Here is a 25,267-nt window from a genome sequence, read left to right as displayed (position 1 = left end):
CTGTTTTATAATTTAATAGCTCAAATGATATTCATGCCCAAGATAAAAAACAAATTAATGAAAAAGACATAAAAACGAATAAGCCGCGAGATTTCGCGGCTTATTTACAATTTACTGCGGGTTATTTAAAATAGGGGTTTTTATTGACTGACGGCCCATTCACTCAACTGAAAATCGGGGCTTCCGTTGTTAGCTGTGACGTACAGGCGATAATACTTGTAAGCGGTAGTATTGCTAAACGTATAACTTTTGGTTTGATTTCGGGACGGGAAGCTTTCGTTAGTACGCACATCAAGTTGGGTAAACACAACGCCATCATTGGAGCCTGCTAATTTCCAGCTTTTAGGGTCACGGTCAGGGGCATCATTACCGGATGTTAGCGCGTATCCTTTTAATACTACTGCCGTTGGGTAATTTAACTGCGCCCAGAAACCGGTGTCATAACCAGCCACAAAAAATTTAGAGTTAAGGTTGTTATCGATCAATTTTAAGGAACCCTCGGCTGCACCCGGGCCACCGCTGTTTTCTTTACTAACGGTAAGGGTAAGATTTGTTGGCGTACTTCCGGGATAAGTTACGTTGGGAAATGTGGCTTTGGCTTGTTCCAACTGTATGGTCCAGTCGTTACCCTGCTCGTCCTTGTTTCCAAAGGCGGTAAGGGCCAGTTGTTTCAGATCAGCACCGGCGGCACCACTCCAGAAGTGTACAAACTCGCCAAAACTCAAATCGCGGGAATACTCATTGATATTGGTTACCCCATTTGAAACAACATGCTTTGGAAAATTAGCAGCCAGCAAAGTAAAATACTTATTAAGCACTGCAGTTCCTCCGTGTTGGGTATAAAGTGGGTACCACCAATCTTTAAACCAATGGGTATTGGCACGCGGATAGGGATCTGAACCGCCTAAAACCAGGTTGTACCAACGTTGGGCATCATCGTTTCTGCCCAGGCCAAGATACACGTCATAAATATACATCTCCATCCATTTGCTATCGTGCCAGATATTAAATGCGGGTGAGCCATGCACATTTTTGGAAGCGCCTTCAACAATGTGCCCTACTTCGTGGGTGGTAAGGTCAAGATCGTTGCCGGTTCCGGCAGTCCAGGCTGTCAGGCTTGATGATCCGCAGTCGATCACGTTACGGTAATCGTGACTGCCATCCATATATGTACTGGGATGACCGCCACTATATTTACCGGCATGCAATATCACATACAACTGTGATTCGGCACCGAAAGATCCGTAGGTTTTTTTGGTATAGTTCCAAACCTGGGCCAGGTAGGTTTTAGGCCATACAATGCTTGGATTAACATCGTTATCATAATAAACGGCAACGCTGGTATCGTTGGCTACATTATGTACTATCTGATTGTGTTCAAACCAATGTTCCTGCCAAAGGACAGGGGCAGCATTGGTAGTTTGATTTTTCTTTGCATCACTGTCAGGCTGATCATTCCCGATTAATTGATTTTGCTTTGAACAGGACATAACAGCCCCAAGCAGCAGCGCGCTCAAAAACGTAGTTTTGATTTTCATAGTGTGTTTTATAAGGTTGATTAATAAGTTTCAATTAATACACGCCATACGGCCAAATCATAAAAGCACTTTCCCTATCGCCTAACTCAGTTTCACAAATCATATATTGATAAAACGATTTACTAATATATATAATTATTAAATCATTTATATTATTTCTCCGAAAATTTATTTCCAGTGGCTTAACAATTATATTATTGATTAAATATGTAGATAATGTATAGATATTGGAGACTAGAATGTATAAGGGATATTTTATAGTTTTCGCATTATTGCGCCAGCCTTGGTTACTTTTTGCTGCCGCGGGCTTTCAGCCCGTGGTAATCATGGCTTCAGCTTTCAGCTGATACTAAAGCTGAAAAGCTTTAATCATGTCACCTACCAGATACGCTGCGCTTAATCTCGCGGGAGCGTGGTGTTTGTTGAAATTACGTGAAGCGAGCTTTATGTCGAACTTATACTACTTAAACGGGTTACCTGTAGCGTATTGGCTAAAAGCTATTTCCAATCCCAATGCTGCCATACGTTTAATACTTAGTTTATCTATATACGGTCCTCCGATAAGACCATTCCCGTTATGAACATCCTGGTCAACCTGGATATAGGCTTCTGCATGATTGATCAGTTTTTCAACTCCCGATACATCCTGCTCCAGATGGCTAAGTAAGTTTTTTAGCTTGTTTTCAAAAGTATCCGGCCCCGGGCTGGGTTCATAAATGGCACAGCTATATTTATATAAAGCCTTACCAAATGCCCTTTTATCATCTTTGTTAAATGTTTCGCTGGGCTTTAATAAGCTCATAGCGGCTATTTGCAGCCAGGTAAGGTTTTCGGAGGTAGCTCGCAAATAAACTTTATGATGGCTTTCGGTACCTATATATCTGATGGCGATATCCGGCGAAGTGTCAAAATAAATGGCCAGGTAAAACTTCTCTCCTGCTACCTGCAGATACACTATAGCGGTATTTTCCTCGCTTTCCAGGTCAACCTTTACTATTTGCGGTATACTATCAAGTCGTACTACATCATGAATTTGCATATATTGTTCGGTAGCTCCCCAGGTTTGTTGTTCAATTTCCCGTAAAGCGGCCCGGATAAGCTGGTCTGTAAAATTCATTATATGATTATTGATATGATAAAGCTATACAATTGGCTCTAAACAAAAAAAGCCTCCAGCAATTAACCCGGAGACTTCTTAATTCATATAGTAAGATCAGTTATAAATTCAAAAAATGGTCGAAAGTATCACTGCGGATACCTAATCGTAGCGTTTCCAGCGGGATAATATCTGTTGGCGCGATATTACCCAGACTCACATTGGCGCCTATCAGTTTTATAAACCATACCTGCTGCGCTTTTTGCGGGGCCTCCCAAATAATCGTGCCTTCGGGTATCTGGGTCAGGATCTCATCAACAAGGCCCTGCCTTACCTCACCCGAATCGCGGTAAATGCCTACGTTGCCACTTTCGCGGGCCTCGGCTATCACTTTCCAGGAGCCGGCCTCAATTTCGGCCTGCATCAGTTTGATCCATTTATAAGGCGCGAAGATCTTTTGCACATCCTTGGAGCCCACTTCTGATATTACCGTAACCTGTTTAGCCAACCTACTGATGTAATCGCATTTAACCTCATGCTCAATAGTGATAGATCCGTCAGAAACTTCACAGTGCTCCAGCTTGTATTTATCCAGTATGCGGCAGTAATCATCAAACTGGTTGCGTACTATGAAGGCCTCGAACAAAGTACCGCCAAAATATACGGGAATGCCCGCGTCCTGATAAAGTTTTATTTTTTCGGTTAAGTTGGGGGTAACGTATGAAGTTGCCCAACCCAGTTTAACAATATCCGTATAAGCTGCACCTATTTCCAGAAAATCCTCTACCTGCCTTAAACTCAATCCTTTGTCCATCACCATGGTGATGCCTTTGTCACGGGGTTTTGCTGTGCGTTCGGGAAGATCATTGATCATATAATTCATACAATAGATGGTTATAGCCTATAACTAAAAGTTCTAACGATGCAAATATCCGAAAAAAAACTGACTCAATACTGCAATTGTGCTAATTTCAGATGTGGAAATGATGAAGTTTTTGTAAAATTTATATGTCGATTAAAGGAAGCATTGATCATGGTGTAAAAAGGGATGTCAGTCTGAGCTCAGTCGAAGACTCGCGCGCTGAGGCCTGCCCACCATGGTTCGACGGGGCTCACCATGACACCCTGCTCACCATAAACAAAAAATGGCGACTGATACTGAGATCAACCGCCATTCATTCATTCGCCCATCTGTTTATTTCGTATACTTATTTATAATATCCACAATCACTTTGTTCTTCTGCAACTGCGGCAGGTAATCAAAAAGAATATAATGCTTGTCCGGATCGCTGGTTAGGGCCATCTCCAGATGGTTCAGGGCCTCATTGTATTCGCCTTTGGCAAATAAATAAGCCACCATGCGGTAATAAAGTTCGGCCGCTTCGGGGTTGTTTTTAATAGCCTCCGAAATGATCTCGATAGCGCCGGGCAACCTGTCCTGCTCATATAAGATGGATGAGTAATCCAACCAGGCATCAATATCCAGCGGATTAAGCTCTACCACTTTTTCATAAGCCTGCTCAGCTTCGGGCATGTGGCCCAATTTATATTCGGCATCGGCTATGGCAAACCAATAGTCGGCATTGGCGATATCCAGATCGAGCGCTTTTTTATAAAAATGCAGGGCTTCAAAATAGCGCTCCTCAAAATCAAGCGTAACACCTATGCCAAACCAGGCGTCGGCCAGCTTAGGGTCCATCTTAACCGATTTTTTATAAAAGGCACGCGCATCATCCATCTGCTCCAGCTTTTCGTAGCATTCGCCAATAGCGCAGTAAGTATCGGCATTAGGCTGTTCGTACTCAAAAGTGTGGCGGTATACTTCAATAGCTTCGGCATATTTTTCCAGGTTAACCAGGGCATTACCCTTGTTAAAGTAGGCCGATGCAAAGCTGTCTTTGATCAGTATGGCGTAGTCGTAAGCGTCGATAGCCTTTTCAAACAGGCTCAGCTTGGTGTAAGCATTACCCAGGTTATACCATGCAGCATAACTGTAAGGTTCGTTATCGATATACTGCTGATAAAACTGTACGCTCTCCTGCTGGTTGTCCATTACGTCATAGCAAAACGCCAGTTCATAAAGGGCATCCTGATTTTCCATATTCTGCTTAAGGCAAAGCTTAAGGTAGGTTATGGCTGTGTCATAGTCGCCCATGTTTTGGTACACATAGGCAATATGCAATAGGATCTCGTCGGTTTCCTCTGCCAGGCCCAATGCTTTTTCATAATTTTCCAGGGCTTCGCCATAGCGCTCCATACTTTCGTACAGATTACCGCGGATAATATAAATATCCGCGTCGGAAGCCTCCAGCATAGCCGCTTTTTCCAAAGCCGCGAATGCCTCGGTCACTTTATTGGTAACAACCAGTAATTGTGCCTGTTTAATTAAAAAAACCGCTGCAAAAGGGTGCTGGTTACGCGCGTATTCTGCTACTTGCAGTGCCTTGGCCGGATCATTTTTCTCTATGTAATAGTCGATAATGTTCTCAAACGCCTGGGCATCAAAAAAGTACTGGTCGTGATTACGGATCATCTCCTCGTACCGTTCTACCGAAAACTTTGGATCTTCGGTAAAACCAAATTCAAATTCTTCTTCCATTCAGTTTTGTTTGCAGAACATCCGCTTTAGGTTAACAATTGTTATTGCCTTCGTAAAGACTTATTGAGTTCAAATTACAACAAGTAAGCCTCCAATAAACAATTTAGTTTTCAACATTCGCACATTTTTAACATGATTTGTGTGCAAAGTATTGATAATTAACCACAATCAATTCGCGTGCGAAAGGTGGATAAACTAAAAATTGCCTCAAGATTTTTACCTTTGACAAAAGTAACAATTATGAACCTCGATATTTCAGACATTCTAAAACGTTTACATATAAACGATATTAATGATGCTTTTAGTACAGGAAACCACTGGGGCAGCAGTGCAGGCGCTACCGTAAAAGATATCATATCGCCGGTTGACGGCAAAAAAATAGCCTCCGTAAAATTTGCTTCCGAAAACGATTATAACCAGGTAGTTGAACAAGCATCTAAAGCTTTTAAAACCTGGCGCAATACCCCTGCCCCCAAACGCGGCGAGATCGTTAGGCAGATAGGCGAGGCTTTACGTGCCCATAAGCACGACCTGGGCAGCCTGGTATCTTACGAAATGGGCAAAAGCCTGCAGGAAGGTTTGGGCGAGGTTCAGGAGATGATAGACATTGCCGATTTTGCCGTTGGTTTGAGCCGTCAGCTGTACGGATTAACCATGCACTCCGAAAGGGCCAATCACCGCATGTACGAGCAATACCATCCGCTGGGCATTGTGGGTATCATCTCGGCATTCAACTTCCCGGTAGCAGTTTGGAGCTGGAATTCCCTGCTGGCCTGGGTTTGCGGCGACGTTTGTATCTGGAAACCATCAGAAAAAACACCGTTGACCGCCATTGCCTGCCAGCACATCGCGCAGGAAGTATTTAAAAAGAACAATATTGAAGAGGGGGTATCCAACCTCATCATCGGCGACCGTAACATTGGCGAGCTGATGGCTGCCGATACCCGGGTACCTTTAATATCAGCTACCGGCTCAACACGTATGGGTAAGGCGGTTAGCGCGGCTGTGGGTGCCCGTTTGGGTAAAAGCCTGCTGGAGCTGGGCGGCAACAACGCTATCATCATCAGCGAAAACGCAGATCTGGACATGTCGCTTATCGGCGCCGTATTTGGCGCGGTGGGTACTGCCGGCCAGCGTTGTACCAGCACGCGCAGGCTCATCATTCATGAAAGTGTTTATGAGGCCTTTAAACAAAAGCTGGTGAACGCTTATAAACAGATCCGCATTGGCAATCCTTTGGATGAGCATAACCACATGGGGCCGCTTATTGATCATGATGCGGTAAACCTGTACCTGGACTCTATCGAAAAATGTAAAGCCGAAGGCGGGAAATTTGTAGTAGAAGGCGGCAAGCTCGAAGGCGACAACTATTCATCGGGCTGTTACGTAAAACCTTGTATAGCTGAGGTGGAGAACCACTTTAAAATAGTGCAGCACGAAACCTTTGCCCCGATACTTTATTTGATAAAATACAGCACGCTTGATGAGGCCATCGACCTGCAAAATGGTGTTCCGCAGGGTTTATCATCGGCTATTATGACTAATAATTTGCGCGAGGCAGAACAATTTTTATCCTACGCTGGTTCTGATTGTGGTATAGCTAATGTAAACATCGGCACATCGGGTGCAGAGATAGGCGGCGCGTTTGGCGGTGAAAAAGAAACCGGCGGCGGTCGCGAATCTGGTTCTGATGCCTGGAAAGTTTACATGAGGCGCCAAACCAATACTATTAATTATTCAAAAACGTTGCCTTTAGCACAAGGCATCAAGTTTGACCTTTAACGAGGTTCGAGGATCGTGTTGCGCGGATCGGGATATTAATACTTTATAAGAAAAGATCACCGAACCTCGCAACACGATCCCCGAATCCATTTAATGATTTTTTTATTTTCTAATTCTTGTACATGTTCAATTACCGCAATTTATTAATCACCGGCACCACCTTATTAACTGCATTAACATTAAGTCAAACAATTTCTGCACAAGTAATTCCTCCGGCAGAACCCGAGCCGCCCAAAGGCTGGCAACTGATGGACCTGAAAGAAAACGGTTTTTATGGCATCAGCCTTAAACCCGCTTATCTTTTTTTACAAGGCAAAAAAAGCAAGCCTGTGGTGATAGCTACGATAGATAGCGGTATTGATACTTTACAAAAAGACCTGAAAAGTATCCTTTGGACCAATACTAAAGAAATTCCCGGTAACGGCATCGACGATGATCATAACGGTTATGTGGATGATATACATGGCTGGAATTTCTTGGGCGGCCCCGATGGCAAAGCCGATTTTAATGAAACCACCGAAGAGGTACGTGAATACAATAAGCTGAAAGGTAAATTTGAAAACCTAACAGATACCAACGCTGTTGATAAAAAACAATACGCTTACTGGAAACGTGTAAAAACCACTTACGATAGCACAGTAAACAAATCGCGCACCGAGACCGAGCAATTACAACCCATCATGAATGCGCTGATGGTAACCAGCGGCTATATCAAAAGAGGGCTCAGCCTGCCTGCCAACGGCACATTTAAACAGGCCGACCTGGTAAAACTTAAACTGGCTAATGACACCCTTACCCAAAGCAAATATGTTTGGGATTCTATTTTCTCGCAGGAAGGCACTAATAAAACCAATGCCGCCATTATCAAAGATCTGAGCGAGTACCTGGCCAAATTAAATAACGACCTGTCCCCCGATTTGGAAGCCCGCAAACGCATAGTTGGGGATAATGTGGACAGCATGGATCATAAACCTTATGGCAACAACCTGCTTAAATTCACAGATGCCTCACACGGTACCGGCGTAGCCGGCTTGATTGGGGCGATCCGTAACAATGGCTATGGTATCAATGGCGTTGCCGATAACGTACGTATTATGGCCATCAAAGCGGTGCCTAATGGTGATGAATATGATAAAGATATCGCCAACGCTATCCACTATGCTGTTGATAATGGCGCCCGTATCATCAACATGAGCTTCGGCAAAAAAATATCACCACATAAAGAGTGGCTGGATGAAGCCTTTAAATATGCCGCATCTAAAGACGTACTGCTGGTACAAGCGGCTGGCAACGATAACCAGGATGTTGATATTACTCCCGATTATCCAAACGATACTTTCCTGGATGGATCAACCGACGCGGATAATGTGATCAATGTTGGCGCATCGGGCCCTAAACTAGGCGAGCACCTGGCTGGCGATTTCTCCAACTATGGCAAAAAGAATGTAGATGTATTTGCCCCGGGTGTTAAAGTAACTACTGTTGACACCGATGCCGAGTTTATGACCGAAGACGGTACCAGTTTTTCATCGCCCATAACAGCGGGAGTTGCGGCTCTACTGCTGGAGTATTATCCAACGCTGAGCGCTAAACAGTTGAAACAGATCATCCTGCAATCGGCCACACCTTTAACCGGCACTACGGTGTTCAGACCGGGCAGCAAAACCATCAAAGTTGATTTTACTACCCTTAGCAAAACCGGTGGTATTGTAAATGCTTACAAAGCCGTACAAATTGCCTCGAAAATGAAGGGCGAGCGGGCCAATTGATAAACCGCTCTTTATCATCCTGTGGAACGAAGGATCTTCTTCGAGAGCCTAGCAACCCAACACGCGTAATGAAGAAGATTTTTCACTTCATTCAGAATGACAGAGGGATATGAAATAAAAAAAGCCCGGCCGATAAACGGCCGGGCTTTTTTATTGATCACTTTATTTAATTCTACTATTCAATTCCGACAGTGGCATCGTAACCATCCGCCCAATTGGTTTTTTACCCCTGTAGGTGATCACCCGCAGCGTTGTGGCATCCTTTGGCGCATCAATAGGTTGCGTATATTTTGGATAGAAATTATCCGGGAACGAATTATCAAAACTGTAATAGGTATCCAGGCCATCCACCTCATTGGTCAGCGTTATTTTTAGTGTACCATCAGCATTGCGTGTGGCATTAAATGAGGGATCATAAGCGCTTGGCGCGTATTTAGTTTCGGCAGCGTTAAAGCGGCCGAACTGTTTCTCTACTTTTCCAAAGAAGTAAGGCCAGCTTTTCTTTTCCTTTGGCGACCATACCGACTCGGCAATGGCCATACCCCTTGGCCAGGTCATGTATTCGGCCTGGCGAATGTTGTACACCTGCTCGGTCCATAAATTAGCCTGGCCGCCTTTGATCAGCCTGGCATCAACACTATCAGGCACGGGTTCAAACTCGTACGATTTGCTCAGGCGCAGTGTGGCGTAAATTTTGGTTTCGTTAACACGGTCGCTTTGCATATAATCCAGGTAGGCAAAAGTTGTTGGGCTCATCACTACCTCATGGCCCTGTTTAGCGGCTTCAATACCGCCTTTTATCCCTCTCCAGCTCATTACCGCGGCGTTCGGACCAAGGCCTCCTTCAATGATCTCATCCCAGCCCATAAACTTTTTACCTTTTGATTCTACTATTTTTTCTAATCGTTTCTCAAAATAGCTCTGTACCTCCTGCTGCGTTTTCAGTCCTTCTTTAGCCATCAGGGCTTTTATAGCATCGCTTTGCTCCCAAAAGTTCTTAGCGCACTCATCACCGCCCATATGGATATAAGCAAAGGGGAAGAGTTGCGCCACTTCGGTCACTACCTTATCCAGAAAAGTGTATACATTTTCATTGGCCGGGCAAAGGGTGTTATCCACAATGGCCCTGTTGTGCGGGCCGCTCCAATCCATAAAAGGCTCGCCGGAGTTAACCACATATTTATCGGCGCCGGGCGTGCAGGATAGTTCCGGATAAGCTACAACAGCAGCAAGGCTATGCCCCGGCACATCTATCTCCGGTAATATATTTACAAAGCGGTCTTTGGCGTATTGGACAAGTTCGCGGATATCTTCCTGGGTATAAAATCCACCGTAAGTACGTGGTTCATTCGCGGCAGGTGGCGTAAACGTTCCAAACTGGCCAACCTTTTTAACGTTATAAGCGCCAACTGTGGTCAGCTTCGGTAAACTTTTGATCTCTACGCGCCAGCCTTCATCGTCGGTTAAGTGCAGGTGCAACAGGTTCAGCTTGTACTTCACCATGGCATCTATATATTGTTTTACTTCGGCTTTTGTAAAAAAGTGGCGTGCCACATCAAACATTAACCCCCTCCAGGCAAAGCGTGGGTAATCTGTAATTTCTACACAAGGTACCGTCCATTTCACATTTTTCGCCAGCTGCTTGCTTTCAATATCGGCGGGTAATAATTGCATCAGCGTTTGCACACCATAAAACAAACCCGCAGCCTCATTGGCCCTGATCACGATCTTTTTAGCCTTTACCGATAAGGTATATCCTTCGGTACCTATAGCGGCATCAACAGTTTTATTTAAAACAAGCCGGATAGAAGCCGTGGGGGCCGCACTTTTAATGGTCACGGATGATCCCGGCGCTGTAGTCAGTTTCTTTTTCAGATAACTGGTTACGGGCGCTAATTCGGACTGGCTACCCGCCTCCACTATAACGCTTTTGGGCAGCAGGAACTGACCCGCCGTACGCGTGGTTTTTACCGGTTCGGGAATAATGGATAAGCCGCTTTGGGCAACCTGGCCAAACGATAGGGCGTGCGCAAGGCAACAGCAAAGCAATAAGGATAATTTTTTCATACAGAAGGGATATGTTTTAATTGGGAAACGGTATGCAAATTAAACTTTTTAAATAAAATTAAAAAGTTGCAAGCTAAATTTTGTTGTTTTAAATTGCATATCAATACATCCGTAGCTGCGCCTGTAGTATATAACTGATCGTACAAACCAATTATTCATTTACCTGACCTAAAACCAGATACCTATGGCAACTGACAGAAGAAAGTTTTTAAAACAATTTGGCACCTCTGTACTCCTCACTTCGGCATCGCTCACCAGCCTGGCGGCCAAAGAAGAGCATGAAAAAAGAATTTTACAGGCCGAAAAACGCGTAAGTCCTAATGATAAGATCAGGATAGCCACCATAGGCATGGGCATTATGGGCTTTAATGACACCCACGCCGCGCTTACCGTGCCGGGTGTGGAGCTGGTGGCCGCCTGCGATTTGTACAAGGGCCGGTTACAACGCACTAAGGAGGTATATGGATCCAATATTTTCACCACCGATAATTACCACGATATTTTAAACCGCAAAGATATTGATGCCGTTATTGTAGCTACCAGCGATAACTGGCACAGCCCCATATCTATCGAAGCCATGCACAAGGGCAAAGCCGTTTACAGCGAGAAACCGATGGTGCACCACATTAGCGAGGGGTTGAATGAAATAAAAGCCCAGCAGGAAACCAAAGCGGTTTTCCAGGTAGGCAGTCAGCGGGTGAGTGGTATCGCCTTTAAAAAGGCAAAGGAGCTTTACCAGGCGGGCGCTATTGGTAAGATCAACGCAGTTGAGGCTTCTTTTAGCAGGCAAAGCGCGCTGGGTGCATGGCAATATACTATTCCGCTGGATGCATCGCCGCAAACGGTGGGTTGGGAGCAATACCAGGCCAACAGCAAGGTGAAACATGCTTATGACAGTAATCGTTTCTTCAGATGGCGCAATTACCGCGAATATGGCACCGGTGTAGCCGGCGACCTGTTTGTACACCTGCTTTCGGGTATTCATTTCATCACCGGATCCAAAGGACCAGATAAAATATTTGCCATTGGGGGCCTCGACTACTGGAAGGATGGACGTAATGTTCCTGATGTGATGAGCGCCGTGATATCCTATCCAGAATCACCGGAGCACCCGGCTTTTCAGGCTACCCTGAGAGTAAATTTTGTGAGTGGTGAAGGTGACCGCGCTTCAACCAAGATCGTAGGTTCTGAAGGCGTTATCGACATGAGCGATGGCGGCGGCTTTACCATACATAAAAGCAAAATGCCGGTAGCACCAGGTTACGGAGGCTGGGATTCGCTCGGCACCTATCCCGAGGCCATGCAAAAAGCCATTATTGAGGAATACAATAAAAAATATTCGGCTGCCGATCAGCAAACACCCAAGCTGGATGATGTAGTTTACCATGAGCCCGAAGGCTATAGCGATTCCAACGAGCATTTCGCCAATTTTTTTGATTCGATGCGTACAGGCAAACCCGTGGTTGAGGATGCGGCTTTTGGCTTCCGCGCCGCGGCGCCTTGCCTGGCCTGTAACGATAGTTATTTTGAGAATAGGGTGATCAAATGGGATCCGGTGGGGATGAGGCTGGTGTAGGGATTAATGCAATCAACCGGTCATGCCGAACTTGTTTCGGCACCCCATTAGCAAGGTGAGCAACATACCGGTTAGCCTGTCCTATGGGATCCTGAAACAAGTTCAGGATGACATTAGCCTTTATGTCATTGCGAGGAGGAACGACGAAGCAATCTCCTCACTTGCATATTGAACGCGAGGAGATTGCCACGCTTCGCTCGCAATGACATATTAATATAAAACAAAAAAGCCGCTTAACGCGGCTTTTCATATGTATAGTAAAATTTAAATCTTTTATTCTTCCACCATTTCACTGTTGGGACTGTTCACTTCGGGAACTTCGTGTTTGAAATAGTGTTTCTGAAATACCAGTATCAGGATAACACCTACGCAGATAGAGGCATCGGCCAGGTTAAATACCGGTCTGAAAAACTCAAAAGGCTCATTACCCCAAACGGGTACCCAGGCCGGGAATGTACCCCGGAACAATGGGAAATAAAACATATCAACCACACGCCCGTGAAATAGCGGGGCATAATTGTACATGATACCATAAAAGGTAGAGTCGATGATATTACCAACAGCTCCGGCCAAAATGAGCGCCACATTCATAATGAGGCCACGGTGGTATTTATGCTTTATTAAATAAATAAGCGTATAAACAATACCGCATACCGCAAAAATGCGAAACAGCGTCAATGCAAGTTTTCCTGCGTCACCTCCCCATTCCATGCCAAATGCCATACCGTTATTCTCGGTATAGTGCAGCATGCCATGGCTACCAAAAAAGCGGATCTCTTCGCCCATGAACATATGTGCCCTTACCCAGGTTTTAATGATCTGGTCAAAAAGAATAATAAATATAGCAGTGAGAAAAGGTTTGGTGTAAGCAGCCTTCATTTATTGCTTTAATTTAGCTTCCATAGTTAAGGTGGTGTGCGGCACGGCGCGCAAACGCTCCTTTGGTATCAGTTTACCGGTTTCGCGGCAAATACCATAAGTTTTGTTTTCAATACGCACCAGGGCGGCTTCCAACTGATCAATAAATTTTTTCTGACGGGCAGCTAACTGGTTAATTTGTTCTTTTTCCAGTGTGGCCGAGCCATCTTCCAAGGTTTTATAAGTACCGGCAGTATCATCAGTTCCGTTCGCGTTTGGCGAGCTTAACGAAGTTGCCAGCGAGTTTAACTCTTCTTTGGCAATACGCAGTTTATCAAGAATAAGAGTTTTAAACTCTTGCAGGTCCGATTCAGAATATCTGGTTTTTTCGTTTTCTACTTTCATTTATACTTTACTAATAACAATAAAAATTTCATTTCCGTCAATCTCTACTTTGTCACCTTCATGTAACTGAGCGTCAAGCACTATGCTCTCTGCTAAAATTTCGGCGCAAATATAGGATAAATTATTTTTTACCGCTTCGCTGATATAAGGGTGCTCGCTAATGCGAACGTCAATTTTATCAGTAACCTCAAACCCTTTTGTTTTACGCAGGTTCTGGATACGGTTTATCAACTCTCTCGCAATCCCCTCCTCTTTTAATTCGTTGGTTATGGTAACATCTAAAGCTACAGTTAGTTTTCCCAAATTTGCAACTTGCCATCCGGGAACGTCTTCTGCTATAATCTCTACATCCGCAATCTGTATTAAGTACTTGTTATCAAGAACATTAACAGCGCCATCACTTTCCAGTTTGGCTATATCATCCTGTGTAAAATTATTTATAGCCTCGGCCACAGCCTTCATATCCTTACCTACTTTTTGACCAAGAGCCTTAAAATTCGGCTTTATTTTCTTTTTAATAATGCCCGCGGTATCGGTAATATATTCAATATCCTTGATGTTGGTTTCGGATAAGATCAATTCTTTTACCTGCTCCACATGCTTCTTAAAGCCCTTGTCCAATATAGGTAATAATATTTTGCTGAGCGGCCTGCGCACCGGAATCTCGATCTTTTTACGCAATGATAATACCAATGATGATACATCCTGTGCCAGTTTCATGCGCTCTTCCAGGTCGGCATCAACCAGCTCATCATGATAGGTTGGGAAATACGCCAGGTGTACCGATTCAAATTCCTCTTTACCGGTAACCTTATTCAGATCTTTGTATAAACTATCGGCAAAAAACGGAGCTATTGGCGCCATTAATTTACTGATGGTGATTAAGCAGGTATACAATGTTTGGTAAGCCGACAGCTTATCATCGGAGTTATCTGATTTCCAGAAACGGCGGCGACTTAAGCGGATATACCAGTTGCTGAAATGCGCATCTACAAACTCCTGTATAGCACGGGCGGCTTTAGTCGGCTCATAATCGGCATAAAAAGCATCCACCTCACGGCTCAGGGTATTGAGTAATGATATTACCCAACGATCAATTTCCGGGCGTTGTTCCAATGCTATTTCGGGCTCGCTATATTTAAACTGATCGATATTGGCGTAAAGCACAAAGAAAGAGTAAGAATTGTACAGCGTACCAAAAAACTTACGACGAACTTCATCAATACCTTCTTCGTTAAATTTAAGGTTGTCCCATGGCGCGGCATTGCTGATCATGTACCAGCGAGCGGCGTCGGCTCCATATTGTTCAATAGTGGTAAAGGGGTCAACAGCATTGCCCAACCGTTTCGACATCTTGTTGCCGTTTTTATCCAGCACCAAACCATTTGAAACCACGTTTTTGAAGGAGATACCTTTATTGCCCACTTTGGCATTCACCGCTTTTACTTCGTCGCTGCATTCGCTCAGCATTACGGCTATAGCGTGCAGGGTAAAGAACCAGCCACGGGTTTGGTCGACCCCTTCGGCAATAAAATCGGCAGGGTAGGCAGCAGCAAATTCTTCTTTATTTTCAAAAGGGAAGTGCCATTGCGCGTAAGGCATAGCGCCTGAATCAAACCAAACATCGATCAGATCGGGCTCCCGAAACATTTTGTTACCGGCAGCCGAGGTCAGGATCACATCATCCACATAAGGGCGGTGCATATCTTCCAGCTTAAAGCCTGCGGGCATAAAACCGGCTGCTATCGATTTTTCGATCTCGGCATTCAGCTCGGCAATAGAGCCAATGCATTTTTCTTCAGATCCGTTCTCCTCTCGCCAAATAGGTAACGGTGTACCCCAGTAGCGTGAACGCGACAGGTTCCAATCTACCAGGTTTTCCAGCCAGTTACCAAAACGACCTGTCCCCGTTGATTCCGGTTTCCAATTGATGGTTTTGTTGAGCTCCACCATTTTATCCTTTACCGCGGTGGTACGGATAAACCAGCTATCGAGCGGGTAGTATAATATCGGTTCGTCTGAGCGCCATGAGTGTGGGTAGCTGTGCTCATATTTTTTAACGTCAAACGCCTTATTGTCTTCTTTCAGTTTAATGGAGATCAGTACATCCGTTGCCTTAAAACCTGGCTCGGCACGCTCTGCATCACTATAGTATTCTTCTTTAACGTAGCGACCGGCAAAATCGGTCACTTCATCAACAAAACGCCCCTGTTTATTAACCAGTGGAACTTCCTTGCCTGTTTCATCCAATACCATTACCGATGGTACGTTTTGTTCTTTACAGGCCCTGAAGTCATCCGCACCAAAAATAGAAGCAGTGTGTACGATACCTGTACCGTCTTCGATGGTTACAAAGTCGGCCGGGATCACGCGGAAAGCGTTTTTCTCCAGGTTTTCATTACTTACGTAAGGCATCAGCTGGTGGTAACGCAAACCGATCAGCTCAACGCCTTTAAATTCAGCTCTTATTTCCCATGGAATAACTTTATCGCCCCCTTTATAATCCTGGAACGAGGCGTTTTGGCCTTCGGCTTTAAAGTATTTGCCTACCAGGGCTTTGGCCAGTACTACACTTACCGGCTCATATGTGTAAGGGTTAAAAGTGCGGATCTTTACGTAGTCGATATTTTCGCCAATGGCCAGGGCGCAGTTTGATGGCAGTGTCCATGGAGTGGTTGTCCAGGCCAGTATCGCAGTATCCTCGTTTACATCTTCAAATAAAACAGGGATAAGGGGATGCTGCTGATCGTTCTTTAAATGGAACTGAGCTACTATCGAAGTATCCTTTACCATTTTGTAGGTGCCCGGCTGATTTAGCTCATGCGAGCTTAAGCCTGTACCCGATTTTGGCGAATATGGCTGTACCGTATAACCTTTGTATAAAAGATCCTTTTTATAAAACTCCTTCAGTATCCACCAAAGGCTTTCAATGTATTCGTTTTCATAGGTGATATACGGATCGTCAAGATCAACCCAATAGCCCATTTTTTCGGTCAGGTCGTTCCAAACGTCTGTGTAGCGCATCACCTCCTTGCGGCAGGCATCGTTATACTCTTTAACGCTTATTTTTTTACCGATATCATCTTTGGTTATCCCTAAAGCTTTTTCAACAGCAAGCTCAATGGGCAGGCCATGGGTATCCCAACCGCCTTTACGCTTTACCTGGAAACCTTTTAGCGTTTTGTAACGGCAAAAAATATCTTTAATAGAGCGCGCCATCACGTGGTGAATACCGGGCATACCATTAGCGCTCGGCGGCCCTTCGTAAAACGTGTAGGGGTTACTTGCCGGACGACTGCTGATACTTTTGCCAAATATGTTGTTCTGCTTCCAAAACTCCAGTATCTCTTTGCCTGTTTGCGATAGGTTTAACTGCTTATATTCCTTATACATGTATATAGTTCACCTCAATTTTTAGAGGTTGCAAAAATACGGAAATTATAAATGATTTTTTTAATTTGGACGAATGAAAAATAAAGTAAGGCGTACAGTATTGATGTTGTTGATTGCCGTAATTCTGTTTTCGGCATCAATGGCTATCCCTGCTTTATTCCATTCGGGGTGGAAAGACCTTGTTCAGGGTGCTGCTCTGGGCCTCACCATAGCCGGCATCATCAGTATTATTACCCTGGTTATTGATTACCTGCGCGAAACAAAAAAAGGAGCCTGATCTGTTATTTTTAAGACAGTTAAAATTTATATCTTTATATATACTTATAAAAAGCGCCAAATGAGATCTAAAGCATATATCATTATTTCGGGAATATTATTTATTGCAGCTTTAATCATCAGCCTGCAAAGTGCAGATCATTCAACCGCCGACAAATGGGCCAGCTTTGTGATGGGCCTTACATCTGTTACGTTTATAGCTGGTCTGATATCGCTTTTTACAAAAAACAAGCCAGCTAAAAACGAGCAGGCCTTGAATTAAAAGATGCTCCTGCTGGCCCCGCCATCTACCTGTATGGTTGTGCCGGTGATATAAGCCGCCTGCTCTGATGCCAGGAAGGTAACCAACGCTGCCAGCTCCTCGGGTTTGCCAATGCGGCCAAGCGGTATGCTTTTGGCCCTGTCTTTTATGGCTTGTTCCGGATCTACATCTTTGGGTAAGGTATGTTTTATCCTGTCGGTCAGGATCAATCCCGGAGCCACATTGTTTACGGTAATATTGTACGGACCAAATTCATCGGCCATGAGTTTGGCCATCCCCACCACGCCCATCCGCATAGCGGTCGACAGTACCGAACCACCCAGCACGGCTTTTACCGAAACACTAACAATATTGATGATGCGCCCGCTGCCTGTTTTTTGCATGTGCGGCAATACCAGCTTGCTCAAACGTGCAACACTTAGCAGGTTAAGATCAAAAGCTTTTTGCCATTGCTCGTCGTCAAAGTTCTCGAATTTATCAAAAGGAGGTCCACCGGCATTGTTCAGCAAGATATCTATCCGTCCAAAAGCGTTCCCTGCTTTGTTAACGAAAGCGTCTATCTCGTCGGCTTTGGAAACATCAACTGGTATCGCGATCACCTCGTTCCCGGTGAGTTGATTTATTTCGGCGGCTGTTTTATTTAATTCCACCTCATCTCGCGAGCCAATGATCACTTTTGCGCCCTCGGCAGATAAAGCTGTGGCTACAGCCTTGCCTAATCCTTTACTGGCCGCTAATATTACGGCTACTTTGTTGTTGAGTTTAAGATCCATAATACCCCTCCCTGCCCTCCCCATCCCGATAGCTATCGGGAGAGAGGGTTCTGATTTGCGTGATTAAAGTTTATTTACACTCCTCTCCCGATAGCTATCGGGATGGAGAGGGCCGGGGTGAGGCTCTTACTCCTCAATATCCGGTCCTTTTATTTTTTTACGGTCAACGCCGCCATCCAGGCTTAGTAAAAAAGCGGGCAGCAGCGTAAGATTGCTGATCATCGCTACCAGTAACGTGATAGACAACAATACCCCCAGGGCTACGGTTCCGCCAAATTTGGATACTGCGAATATGCCGAAGCCAAAAAACAGCACCGTGGCTATAAATATCATACTCACCCCGGTTTCACGAATGGTATCAGACACAATGCGCGATATGCTTTTACGGGTATAGCGCAGCTCATGGCGGTAGCGGGTGATAAAATAAATAGTTTGATCGGACGAGATACCCATCGCGATACTGAATATCAGTATGGTTGATGGCTTGAGCGGGATACCGAAAAAGCCCATAATGCCCGCCGTGATGATGAGCGGAACCAGGTTAGGCACCAGTGAAATAGCTATCATTTTTACACCCCTGAACAAGATCCACATTACCCCGGCTATCAGCACAATGGCCCAGGCCAAACTTTCGTACAAATTTGTAAGCAGGTAATTGGTGCCCTTGATGAAAATAATGCTGGAGCCAGTAAGCTCCACATGAAATTTTTTGGGATTAAATATCGAGTCGATGCGGGGCTGTAGTTCGGCCAGTACCACGTTCATTTTTTTTGAACCGGCATCAACCATTTCAAAAGTTACCCGGGTTATACGGTGATCTTTATCCAGGTAAGTGTTCAGCGCCCCGGATGAGCTTTTGCCCGAATTAGCGGCATAGTTCAATATAAAATTCTGCTCCAGACCATCGGGTAAACGATAGTATTCCGCATTGCCGCCATAAAATGCCTGGGTAGAAAATTTCAACACCTGGATGAGGGAAATAGAACGACTGAACTGCGGGTACGAAGAAATCAGCTTTTCCAGTTTTTCTACTTTGCGGATCACCGTTTGGTTCACCACTCCGTTTTTTCTTTTGGTATCAATACTTACCTCCAAAGGCAATACCCCGTTAAAGTTCGATTCAAAGAATTTAAGGTCTTCCAGGGTATTGTTATGCTGAGGCAGATCGTCGACCACGTAGCCATTGATATTGATACGATAAATGCCCACTGCCGAAATAATCACCAATACCAGCGTGGTAATATAAATGGCTTTCCGTTTTTGATGCACCAGGGTATCCAGCTTAACCAGCAAGGCTTTCATCCATTGGCTGTCCTTAATACCGTTTTGTTTGGCTTTCGGAGCGGGTAGATAGCTGAATACGATAGGCACCAATATCAGGCTCAAAGCAAATGTGGATAATATGCCCAGCGAAGCCACCAAACCAAACTGGGTAAGCAACTCGCTGTTGGTAAAACACAACACACCAAAACCAATGGCGGTAGTAATGTTAGCTATAAAAGTGGTAATACCGGCCTTTTCGAGCGCTATGGCCAATGCCTCCATTTTATTGCCCGATATATCAAACTCGTGGTAGTATTTATTAAGGATAAAAATAGTGTTCGGGATGCCGATAACCACCACCAGCGGCGGAATGATGCCGGTTAAAATGGTCATTTCGTAATGCATCATGTACAGGATGCCCAGGCTCCATACTACCCCAAGAACCACAATAAGCACCGGGAATATTACCGGGAAAAACGACCGGAAAAAGATAAGCAGGATAACAGCCGTAATCAATATAGACAAGCCCAGGAACATGGAAAACTCATGAGCCACCAAGTCGCCAACAACAGTACGGATCAGCGGCAGGCCCGAGTAATGTACCTTGATGCTATGCTTTTGTTCAAACTGTTGGCCCAGTTTAAGCATTTTGTTAATGATGGGCACACGGTATGGCGTATTGATGATCTTATCATCAAACGTTATCGCCATTAAGGTCGATTGACCATCGTTGCTCCATATTAAACCTTTGTAAAATGGCAGGTTTAACAAATGCTGCTTTACGCTATCAACCGCCTGCGCGGTGGGCAGTACCCCGGTAACCAGTGGCTTTACCACAAAGCGGTGCTGCAGGGTATCCTTTTGCAGATCATAAACATTGGCGATAGAAACCACTGCCTTTACCCCTTTGATCTGCTTTAGCTGGGTACCTATCTGGTACCAATCGTTAAACACATTTTTATCAAATATTTTGTCCGATTTGATACCCAAAACCATCGATGAGGCATCCTGGCCAAAGGTTTGTTTAAACTGGTTATAGCGGATGTAGGCCGAATCGGTAACGGGCAGCACTTTGCCCCCGTTAAAGGTTATTTTTACTTTCGACGCTTCAAAACCCATAAAAGCGCTCAGTGCTAAAACGCAGATAAATACGATGAGACGGTTTTTAAGGATAAAAGAAGCGGTATGTTTCCAGAACATTTGAGTGACTTTAAGGGCACCGCTAAACTACGAAATTTGATTTACCCACCGGCCCAAGATATTGACATTGTGACAAAAACTTAACCTACAACGTCATTTATAGCGGGGGGGAACAGATAATTTTAGCTTATGGATGGACATTACCCGGCAATAAGCACCAGCTGCTCCCGAAACTCCTGCAATGTTATTTTGCCGGATGCAAAGCGGTTTTCCAGTAACAATTTCTCTTCTTTCGGGGTAAAAGGCCTATTGTAAATAGTTTGCACCAGGTTATGCTCATAAGGCAAAGGTGCTGTAATGTGCGCCCGCGTGTTAAATGCTTCAAAATAACGTATACCCAGTATCCTTTGGGATACCGCGTTAAAATGAATCTGATCTTCATTGGCCGTTAAGCCCGCTGCGGTCACAAAATAACAATGGTTACGCGTTTGGGCATATTGCAACAACGCCTCATTAATTAATGGATAAGCAGTAAAATAACTGCCGTACAAACCGGCCGTTAAAAAATCTCCCAGTCCCCCCACAATCAGAGGAACATCCGGCACATTTAATTCAGTACGCAATCCATTAATTATCCGGTCAAATTTTTGGGCATATGCTGCGGCGCCATCCGCAGAACAATCATTTTCGCCCTGGTGCCATAAAATACCCGATAGCCGGCTGCTGCGCTGCGCCAGTTTTGCCTGGGCCAGGGCGTTGTCAAAAAGTACACCACCAACCGCCCAGTCGTCCAGGCTGGTGCCGCCATCGGCACAGGGGATCAGGCCTATTTCTTCTGCCGGATTATTCAAATGCCAGGCAGCGGCAAAGGATGCCGCCAAACCAACGCCTGCCGAGGGGCGGTCGTTATGGATAGGTTCTGTCATGATCTGCCAGCGACCGTTGCGCAGCATTTTAACAGATTCATTAAAAACTGGTGGAACTTCCTGTATAAAACCACGCCCGGCTATATTTGACTGACCTATTAATAAAAAGGAGTGTATCATCATTAATCTTTGTAATCACTTAACCCAATACCCAACAGCACTTATAGCAAACCTATGCTTCGGCTAAAAGAGTACCAGGCGAATTTTTTAATATCATTCGGAGCAACATCTCCCGATCGCAATGCTTGTATAGTAGTATTGATCATGTTCACAAACAGCATGCGGATCCAAGCGACTGACAAGCTGTCGCTGATCAGCTTTTGACGCTGCAGTTCCGGAACAAGGCTAAACCAGTTGTTTTTTGCCTGTTCGTAAGCTTCATTTTCAACGGCTCCCGCTTTCTCGTTCAAGTATTTTGTTTGAAGCGTATTCAAAAACGCGTATTTCACCCCGCAATCAATACCCGCATATAACATCTGCTCCAACTGCACCACAGGATCGGTACTGCTATGATAAGCCGCGAGCATCGCCCGATGCCAGGTTTGCATCATATCGGCCCAACAAGCGTCTATCAATGCGGCCCTGTCTTTAAAATGCCGGTGCAGGGTTCTTCTGTTTACGCCTGCCTGCCCGGCAATGATATCCAGCGGGGCATAAAAATCCTCATTCAAAACCGCTATGGCGTTGTCTATAATTTTCTGACTTGTCATGCTGGCGCAAATATAAGACAAATGTCACACACATGAGACATTTTTATTTTAACCCCTCTTATCAATGCAGGGCCGTTAAAACCACTCGAACTATTATTCGTCACATTTTTTAAAGGGTTTATCACATTTCAATTTTAACATCGCCGGGCTTTTGTACTATTGTAGCCGTAAACCAAGCATTCAAAATCTAACCTGTCATGTACAAGCAATTAAGTATAAAACTAAAAGGAGCTTCCCTTATTGAATTCTGGATAGTTACCGGCTGCCTCATCTTATCCTTTATCTTATCGCTTATTGATGAGATCCGTCTTAACGATATTCATCACACTTATTTTGTGGGCATACTGGCCCCGGTGTTGTTTAACCATATTATGGTATTTATTTGTTATGCTTTTATTTGTTTTTATATGGTGCCTGTGTTTGAAAACCAAACGCATATTTCGCCGGGCGGCACTTTATTTATTTTAATTTTCATATATGCCTGCATTACATTGGGCATCATTAACCTATATTTCGCCGTATTGCTGGCTATCAAGCTACTACTCACATTTTTTAACCGCGATAGCCGTAACACTGCAAACGTGCTGTATTACGATGCGGCATTGCTCACCGCATCCTGGATATTGCTCATTGTAGCCGCCCTTTATTTGGGATCGCCCGAAGGAGTTAAATTTTTTATCGCCTTTACCGTACCAGCCATGATCACTGTTTATTTATACTCGGTACACCGGCTGCTGCCCGCCACATTTTTACCCAAAAGGAGCTATGCGCGTTACTATGGCCGCATGATGGGCTTAACACTGCTGTCATGTATAGCGTTGTGGATACTGGGCCTTTGTTTTAAAGGGGGTAACCGTCTGTTAGGCCCAACATCACACGTGTTTTCCATCGAGGCCAATACCGACGAAGAACAGATAGCCGTCATTGTGATCAGCAATTTCTTTGCACAGCTTATACTCGTAGCCCCGTTTTCATGGAGCATTTTTAAAAGGCGCAATGCCAAAAAAGACGAAGAGATCAAAACCCTGAAAACGGAATTGGGTAAATCAGATGCCAGTCTTAACTTTTTAAAATCGCAGATAAATCCTCACTTTTTATTCAACGCCCTGAACACCCTTTACGGCACCGCCCTGCAGGAAAATGCCGAACGCACAGGCGAGGGCATCCAGAAACTGGGCGATATGATGCGTTTCATGCTGCAGGAGAACATCCAGGACAAGATCGCTTTATCCCGCGATACCGATTATCTGAAAAACTATATCCTGCTGCAAAAGCTGCGTACCTCAACCTCGCCGGCTATCGTTATCGAAACACAGATAGAAGACATTACATCCGATTTGACCATAACGCCCATGCTGCTGATCCCCTTTGTGGAGAATGCCTTTAAGCATGGCATCAGTTTGATCAATCCATCGCATATTAAAGTAACGCTTAATACCAGCGGCAATACCCTTTATTTTGATGTACATAACAGTATCCATATCAAGCCGGATAACGACCCGGAAAAGGGCCAAAGCGGCATCGGGCTCGACAACGTAAAACAGCGCCTGGCACTCCTGTATCCCGACAGGCACGAGCTGGTTATTCGCCAAAACGCAACGGAGTTTTTTGTTCATCTTACCTTGCAACTGGATAATTAATTACATTTAAAGAATGATAGCCATTGCCATCGACGATGAACCCATTGCGCTGAACATTGTGCAGGCACACGCCTCCAAAGTGCCTTTTGTGGAGTTGAAAGCCATATTTACCAATGCTTTTGAGGCCCTGGATTATCTGCGGCAAAACAAAATCGACCTGATGTTCCTGGATATCAAAATGCCCGACATCAGTGGTCTTGATTTTTTGAACAGCATCAGCAATCCGCCCCTGGTCATCTTCACCACAGCCTATTCAGAACATGCCGTAAAAAGCTTTGAGCTGGATGCCGTGGATTACCTGTTAAAACCATTTTCGTTACCTCGTTTTTTAAAAGCTTGTAACAAGGCCCATGAGCTATATACTTTACGCAACAGACCCGATACTGCTAAAGTGGCAAGCTCCATATTTATAAAAGATGGCTACGAGCAAATTAAAGTGGAGCTGAACGAGATATTGTTTATTGAAGCCGCGGGCAATTACACCCGCATCCACCTGGAGGGCGATCGCTCTTTAAGTACCCGGGTAACCATAAGCGATATGCTGATGCTGCTACCGCCCAAAAAGTTTATCCGTACCCACCGCGCTTATATTGTAGCACGCAGTAAGGTAAATAAGTTCGACCGTACACAGGTACAGATAGGTAGCCACAGCATCCCCATCGGCGCCACCTATGCCCAATGTTTACAGGAACTGGGTTGAATAATGCTACCGCAAGTGCATTAGCATTAAATTAAGTAATACTCCGTAAGAGTAAAAGCTTTGTAGCAAATAAACAATAAATATTTAGCATGCCGTAGGTATGCAACCTGGGTGCAGTACCTACGGCACTGGTTTTGAAATCAAATTCATTTCTACAAAGCTTTAACCCCGATGGGGCTTACAAAACCCCATCGCTACCGCGAGCGTCCCGCTTGTGGTTCACAGGACAAGACTAAATATTCATTGCATATGCCCACAAGCGGGGCGCTTGTGGTAGCATTAGGTATAAATATTAGTAGGGTTAAAAAAGGTGTCATTTCGAACGAACCGAGATGGGAATTGTACACAAGGGTGAGGAGAAATCTTCTACGCCAAGCAAGCTAAAATAGCAGATCGAAGAAGATTTCTCCTCGTACCTCGTTCGAAATGACATGTCAAAGATATTCATACACAAACTATAATTGCTGGAAACAAGACATAACAAACACGCCTCA

Annotated in this window: 20 protein-coding genes; 8 read left to right on the top strand and 12 right to left on the bottom strand. The window is 44.7% G+C overall.

Features of this window, described 5'->3' with window-relative positions:
- Positions 1-140: 140 nt before the first annotated feature.
- The 3 genes from FHW89_RS15960 to FHW89_RS15950 form a co-directional block, all read right to left on the bottom strand.
- Entirely contained in the window at positions 141-1,538 is a 1,398-nt protein-coding gene (locus FHW89_RS15960; RefSeq protein WP_172336053.1) for a discoidin domain-containing protein, read from the bottom strand.
- Positions 1,539-1,998: 460 nt separating this feature from the next.
- Positions 1,999-2,655, bottom strand: coding sequence for a DUF4279 domain-containing protein (locus FHW89_RS15955; RefSeq protein WP_172336052.1), 657 nt, complete (start codon positions 2,653-2,655; stop codon positions 1,999-2,001).
- A gap of 100 nt (positions 2,656-2,755) precedes the next feature.
- Positions 2,756-3,517 carry a phosphosulfolactate synthase gene (locus tag FHW89_RS15950; protein ID WP_172336051.1) on the bottom strand — a complete coding sequence of 254 codons (762 nt, stop codon included), beginning with the start codon at positions 3,515-3,517 and terminating at the stop codon, positions 2,756-2,758.
- A gap of 125 nt (positions 3,518-3,642) precedes the next feature.
- Here FHW89_RS15950 and FHW89_RS15945 point away from each other — a divergent pair, with 125 nt between their 5' ends.
- On the top strand, positions 3,643-3,852 hold the full coding sequence (locus FHW89_RS15945) for a hypothetical protein (protein ID WP_172336050.1): 210 nt from the start codon (positions 3,643-3,645) through the stop codon (positions 3,850-3,852).
- Here FHW89_RS15945 and FHW89_RS15940 read toward each other — a convergent pair.
- Positions 3,830-5,233: a lipopolysaccharide assembly protein LapB gene (locus FHW89_RS15940; RefSeq protein ID WP_172336049.1), complete on the bottom strand. Its 1,404-nt coding sequence runs from the start codon at positions 5,231-5,233 to the stop codon at positions 3,830-3,832. The genes FHW89_RS15945 and FHW89_RS15940 overlap by 23 nt on opposite strands.
- A 240-nt stretch (positions 5,234-5,473) precedes the next feature.
- Between FHW89_RS15940 and FHW89_RS15935 the strand changes: the two genes are divergently transcribed.
- Complete coding sequence (locus FHW89_RS15935; protein ID WP_172336048.1) at positions 5,474-7,015, top strand: aldehyde dehydrogenase family protein; 1,542 nt, start codon at positions 5,474-5,476, stop codon at positions 7,013-7,015.
- Between the two features lie 122 nt (positions 7,016-7,137).
- The gene (locus FHW89_RS15930) at positions 7,138-8,784 is read left to right on the top strand and encodes a S8 family serine peptidase (RefSeq protein ID WP_172336047.1); all 1,647 of its coding nucleotides are present in this window, start codon (positions 7,138-7,140) and stop codon (positions 8,782-8,784) included.
- A 162-nt stretch (positions 8,785-8,946) separates the two neighbouring features.
- Here FHW89_RS15930 and FHW89_RS15925 read toward each other — a convergent pair whose 3' ends face one another.
- Positions 8,947-10,851, bottom strand: a complete 1,905-nt coding sequence (locus FHW89_RS15925) for a beta-N-acetylhexosaminidase (RefSeq protein ID WP_172336046.1) — start codon at positions 10,849-10,851, stop codon at positions 8,947-8,949.
- A 184-nt stretch (positions 10,852-11,035) separates the two neighbouring features.
- Between FHW89_RS15925 and FHW89_RS15920 the strand changes: the two genes are divergently transcribed.
- Positions 11,036-12,427, top strand: coding sequence for a Gfo/Idh/MocA family protein (locus tag FHW89_RS15920; RefSeq protein ID WP_172336045.1), 1,392 nt, complete (start codon positions 11,036-11,038; stop codon positions 12,425-12,427).
- A 273-nt stretch (positions 12,428-12,700) separates the two neighbouring features.
- On the opposite strand, the gene FHW89_RS15915 is transcribed toward FHW89_RS15920, so the two are convergent.
- The 3 genes from FHW89_RS15915 to ileS are packed head-to-tail and all read right to left on the bottom strand — an operon-like array spanning position 12,701 to position 17,083.
- On the bottom strand, positions 12,701-13,306 hold the full coding sequence (locus tag FHW89_RS15915) for a lipoprotein signal peptidase (protein ID WP_172336044.1): 606 nt from the start codon (positions 13,304-13,306) through the stop codon (positions 12,701-12,703).
- Positions 13,307-13,690, bottom strand: a complete 384-nt coding sequence (locus FHW89_RS15910) for a TraR/DksA C4-type zinc finger protein (protein ID WP_166092596.1) — start codon at positions 13,688-13,690, stop codon at positions 13,307-13,309.
- Complete coding sequence (ileS, locus tag FHW89_RS15905; RefSeq protein ID WP_172336043.1) at positions 13,691-17,083, bottom strand: isoleucine--tRNA ligase; 3,393 nt, start codon at positions 17,081-17,083, stop codon at positions 13,691-13,693.
- Positions 17,084-17,156: 73 nt separating this feature from the next.
- On the opposite strand from ileS, the gene FHW89_RS15900 reads away from it, so the two are divergent.
- Together FHW89_RS15900 and FHW89_RS15895 are read left to right on the top strand one after the other, a co-directional pair.
- The gene (locus FHW89_RS15900; RefSeq protein WP_166092591.1) at positions 17,157-17,360 is read left to right on the top strand and encodes a hypothetical protein; all 204 of its coding nucleotides are present in this window, start codon (positions 17,157-17,159) and stop codon (positions 17,358-17,360) included.
- Positions 17,361-17,420: 60 nt separating this feature from the next.
- Entirely contained in the window at positions 17,421-17,621 is a 201-nt protein-coding gene (locus FHW89_RS15895) for a hypothetical protein (protein WP_172336042.1), read from the top strand.
- Here FHW89_RS15895 and FHW89_RS15890 read toward each other — a convergent pair.
- The 4 genes from FHW89_RS15890 to FHW89_RS15875 form a co-directional block, all read right to left on the bottom strand.
- The gene (locus FHW89_RS15890; protein ID WP_172336041.1) at positions 17,618-18,394 is read right to left on the bottom strand and encodes an SDR family oxidoreductase; all 777 of its coding nucleotides are present in this window, start codon (positions 18,392-18,394) and stop codon (positions 17,618-17,620) included. The genes FHW89_RS15895 and FHW89_RS15890 overlap by 4 nt on opposite strands.
- A gap of 126 nt (positions 18,395-18,520) precedes the next feature.
- On the bottom strand, positions 18,521-20,857 hold the full coding sequence (locus FHW89_RS15885) for an RND family transporter (protein ID WP_172336040.1): 2,337 nt from the start codon (positions 20,855-20,857) through the stop codon (positions 18,521-18,523).
- A 140-nt stretch (positions 20,858-20,997) separates the two neighbouring features.
- Complete coding sequence (locus FHW89_RS15880; protein WP_216650588.1) at positions 20,998-21,846, bottom strand: sialate O-acetylesterase; 849 nt, start codon at positions 21,844-21,846, stop codon at positions 20,998-21,000.
- A gap of 38 nt (positions 21,847-21,884) precedes the next feature.
- Positions 21,885-22,433 carry a TetR/AcrR family transcriptional regulator gene (locus FHW89_RS15875; RefSeq protein ID WP_172336039.1) on the bottom strand — a complete coding sequence of 183 codons (549 nt, stop codon included), beginning with the start codon at positions 22,431-22,433 and terminating at the stop codon, positions 21,885-21,887.
- 197 nt (positions 22,434-22,630) lie between these two features.
- Here FHW89_RS15875 and FHW89_RS15870 point away from each other — a divergent pair, with 197 nt between their 5' ends.
- Both FHW89_RS15870 and FHW89_RS15865 read left to right on the top strand, forming a co-directional pair.
- Positions 22,631-24,073, top strand: coding sequence for a sensor histidine kinase (locus tag FHW89_RS15870; RefSeq protein WP_216650587.1), 1,443 nt, complete (start codon positions 22,631-22,633; stop codon positions 24,071-24,073).
- A gap of 13 nt (positions 24,074-24,086) precedes the next feature.
- A complete protein-coding gene (locus FHW89_RS15865; RefSeq protein ID WP_172336038.1) occupies positions 24,087-24,773 on the top strand; it encodes a LytTR family DNA-binding domain-containing protein in 687 nt (228 codons plus the stop codon).
- Positions 24,774-25,267 lie beyond the last annotated feature (494 nt).

The organism is Mucilaginibacter sp. SG564, assembly GCF_013149275.1.
Taxonomy (GTDB): domain Bacteria; phylum Bacteroidota; class Bacteroidia; order Sphingobacteriales; family Sphingobacteriaceae; genus Mucilaginibacter.
The sequence above is the reverse complement of the archived record's forward strand: the minus strand, read 5'-3'. Positions and strand labels throughout refer to the sequence as shown.

What these genes read in the sequence shown, in the direction of transcription:
- FHW89_RS15885 (WP_172336040.1), bottom strand. Translation starts at nt 20,857, where the DNA reads ATGTTCTGGAAACATACCGCTTCTTTTATCCTTAAAAACCGTCTCATC.
- FHW89_RS15940 (WP_172336049.1), bottom strand. Translation starts at nt 5,233, where the DNA reads ATGGAAGAAGAATTTGAATTTGGTTTTACCGAAGATCCAAAGTTTTCG.
- FHW89_RS15890 (WP_172336041.1), bottom strand. Translation starts at nt 18,394, where the DNA reads ATGGATCTTAAACTCAACAACAAAGTAGCCGTAATATTAGCGGCCAGT.
- FHW89_RS15950 (WP_172336051.1), bottom strand. Translation starts at nt 3,517, where the DNA reads ATGAATTATATGATCAATGATCTTCCCGAACGCACAGCAAAACCCCGT.
- FHW89_RS15930 (WP_172336047.1), top strand. Translation starts at nt 7,138, where the DNA reads ATGTTCAATTACCGCAATTTATTAATCACCGGCACCACCTTATTAACT.
- FHW89_RS15895 (WP_172336042.1), top strand. Translation starts at nt 17,421, where the DNA reads ATGAGATCTAAAGCATATATCATTATTTCGGGAATATTATTTATTGCA.
- FHW89_RS15865 (WP_172336038.1), top strand. Translation starts at nt 24,087, where the DNA reads ATGATAGCCATTGCCATCGACGATGAACCCATTGCGCTGAACATTGTG.
- FHW89_RS15910 (WP_166092596.1), bottom strand. Translation starts at nt 13,690, where the DNA reads ATGAAAGTAGAAAACGAAAAAACCAGATATTCTGAATCGGACCTGCAA.
- FHW89_RS15900 (WP_166092591.1), top strand. Translation starts at nt 17,157, where the DNA reads ATGAAAAATAAAGTAAGGCGTACAGTATTGATGTTGTTGATTGCCGTA.
- FHW89_RS15935 (WP_172336048.1), top strand. Translation starts at nt 5,474, where the DNA reads ATGAACCTCGATATTTCAGACATTCTAAAACGTTTACATATAAACGAT.
- FHW89_RS15880 (WP_216650588.1), bottom strand. Translation starts at nt 21,846, where the DNA reads ATGATGATACACTCCTTTTTATTAATAGGTCAGTCAAATATAGCCGGG.
- FHW89_RS15870 (WP_216650587.1), top strand. Translation starts at nt 22,631, where the DNA reads ATGTACAAGCAATTAAGTATAAAACTAAAAGGAGCTTCCCTTATTGAA.
- FHW89_RS15945 (WP_172336050.1), top strand. Translation starts at nt 3,643, where the DNA reads ATGTCGATTAAAGGAAGCATTGATCATGGTGTAAAAAGGGATGTCAGT.
- FHW89_RS15920 (WP_172336045.1), top strand. Translation starts at nt 11,036, where the DNA reads ATGGCAACTGACAGAAGAAAGTTTTTAAAACAATTTGGCACCTCTGTA.
- FHW89_RS15955 (WP_172336052.1), bottom strand. Translation starts at nt 2,655, where the DNA reads ATGAATTTTACAGACCAGCTTATCCGGGCCGCTTTACGGGAAATTGAA.
- FHW89_RS15925 (WP_172336046.1), bottom strand. Translation starts at nt 10,851, where the DNA reads ATGAAAAAATTATCCTTATTGCTTTGCTGTTGCCTTGCGCACGCCCTA.
- ileS (WP_172336043.1), bottom strand. Translation starts at nt 17,083, where the DNA reads ATGTATAAGGAATATAAGCAGTTAAACCTATCGCAAACAGGCAAAGAG.
- FHW89_RS15960 (WP_172336053.1), bottom strand. Translation starts at nt 1,538, where the DNA reads ATGAAAATCAAAACTACGTTTTTGAGCGCGCTGCTGCTTGGGGCTGTT.
- FHW89_RS15875 (WP_172336039.1), bottom strand. Translation starts at nt 22,433, where the DNA reads ATGACAAGTCAGAAAATTATAGACAACGCCATAGCGGTTTTGAATGAG.
- FHW89_RS15915 (WP_172336044.1), bottom strand. Translation starts at nt 13,306, where the DNA reads ATGAAGGCTGCTTACACCAAACCTTTTCTCACTGCTATATTTATTATT.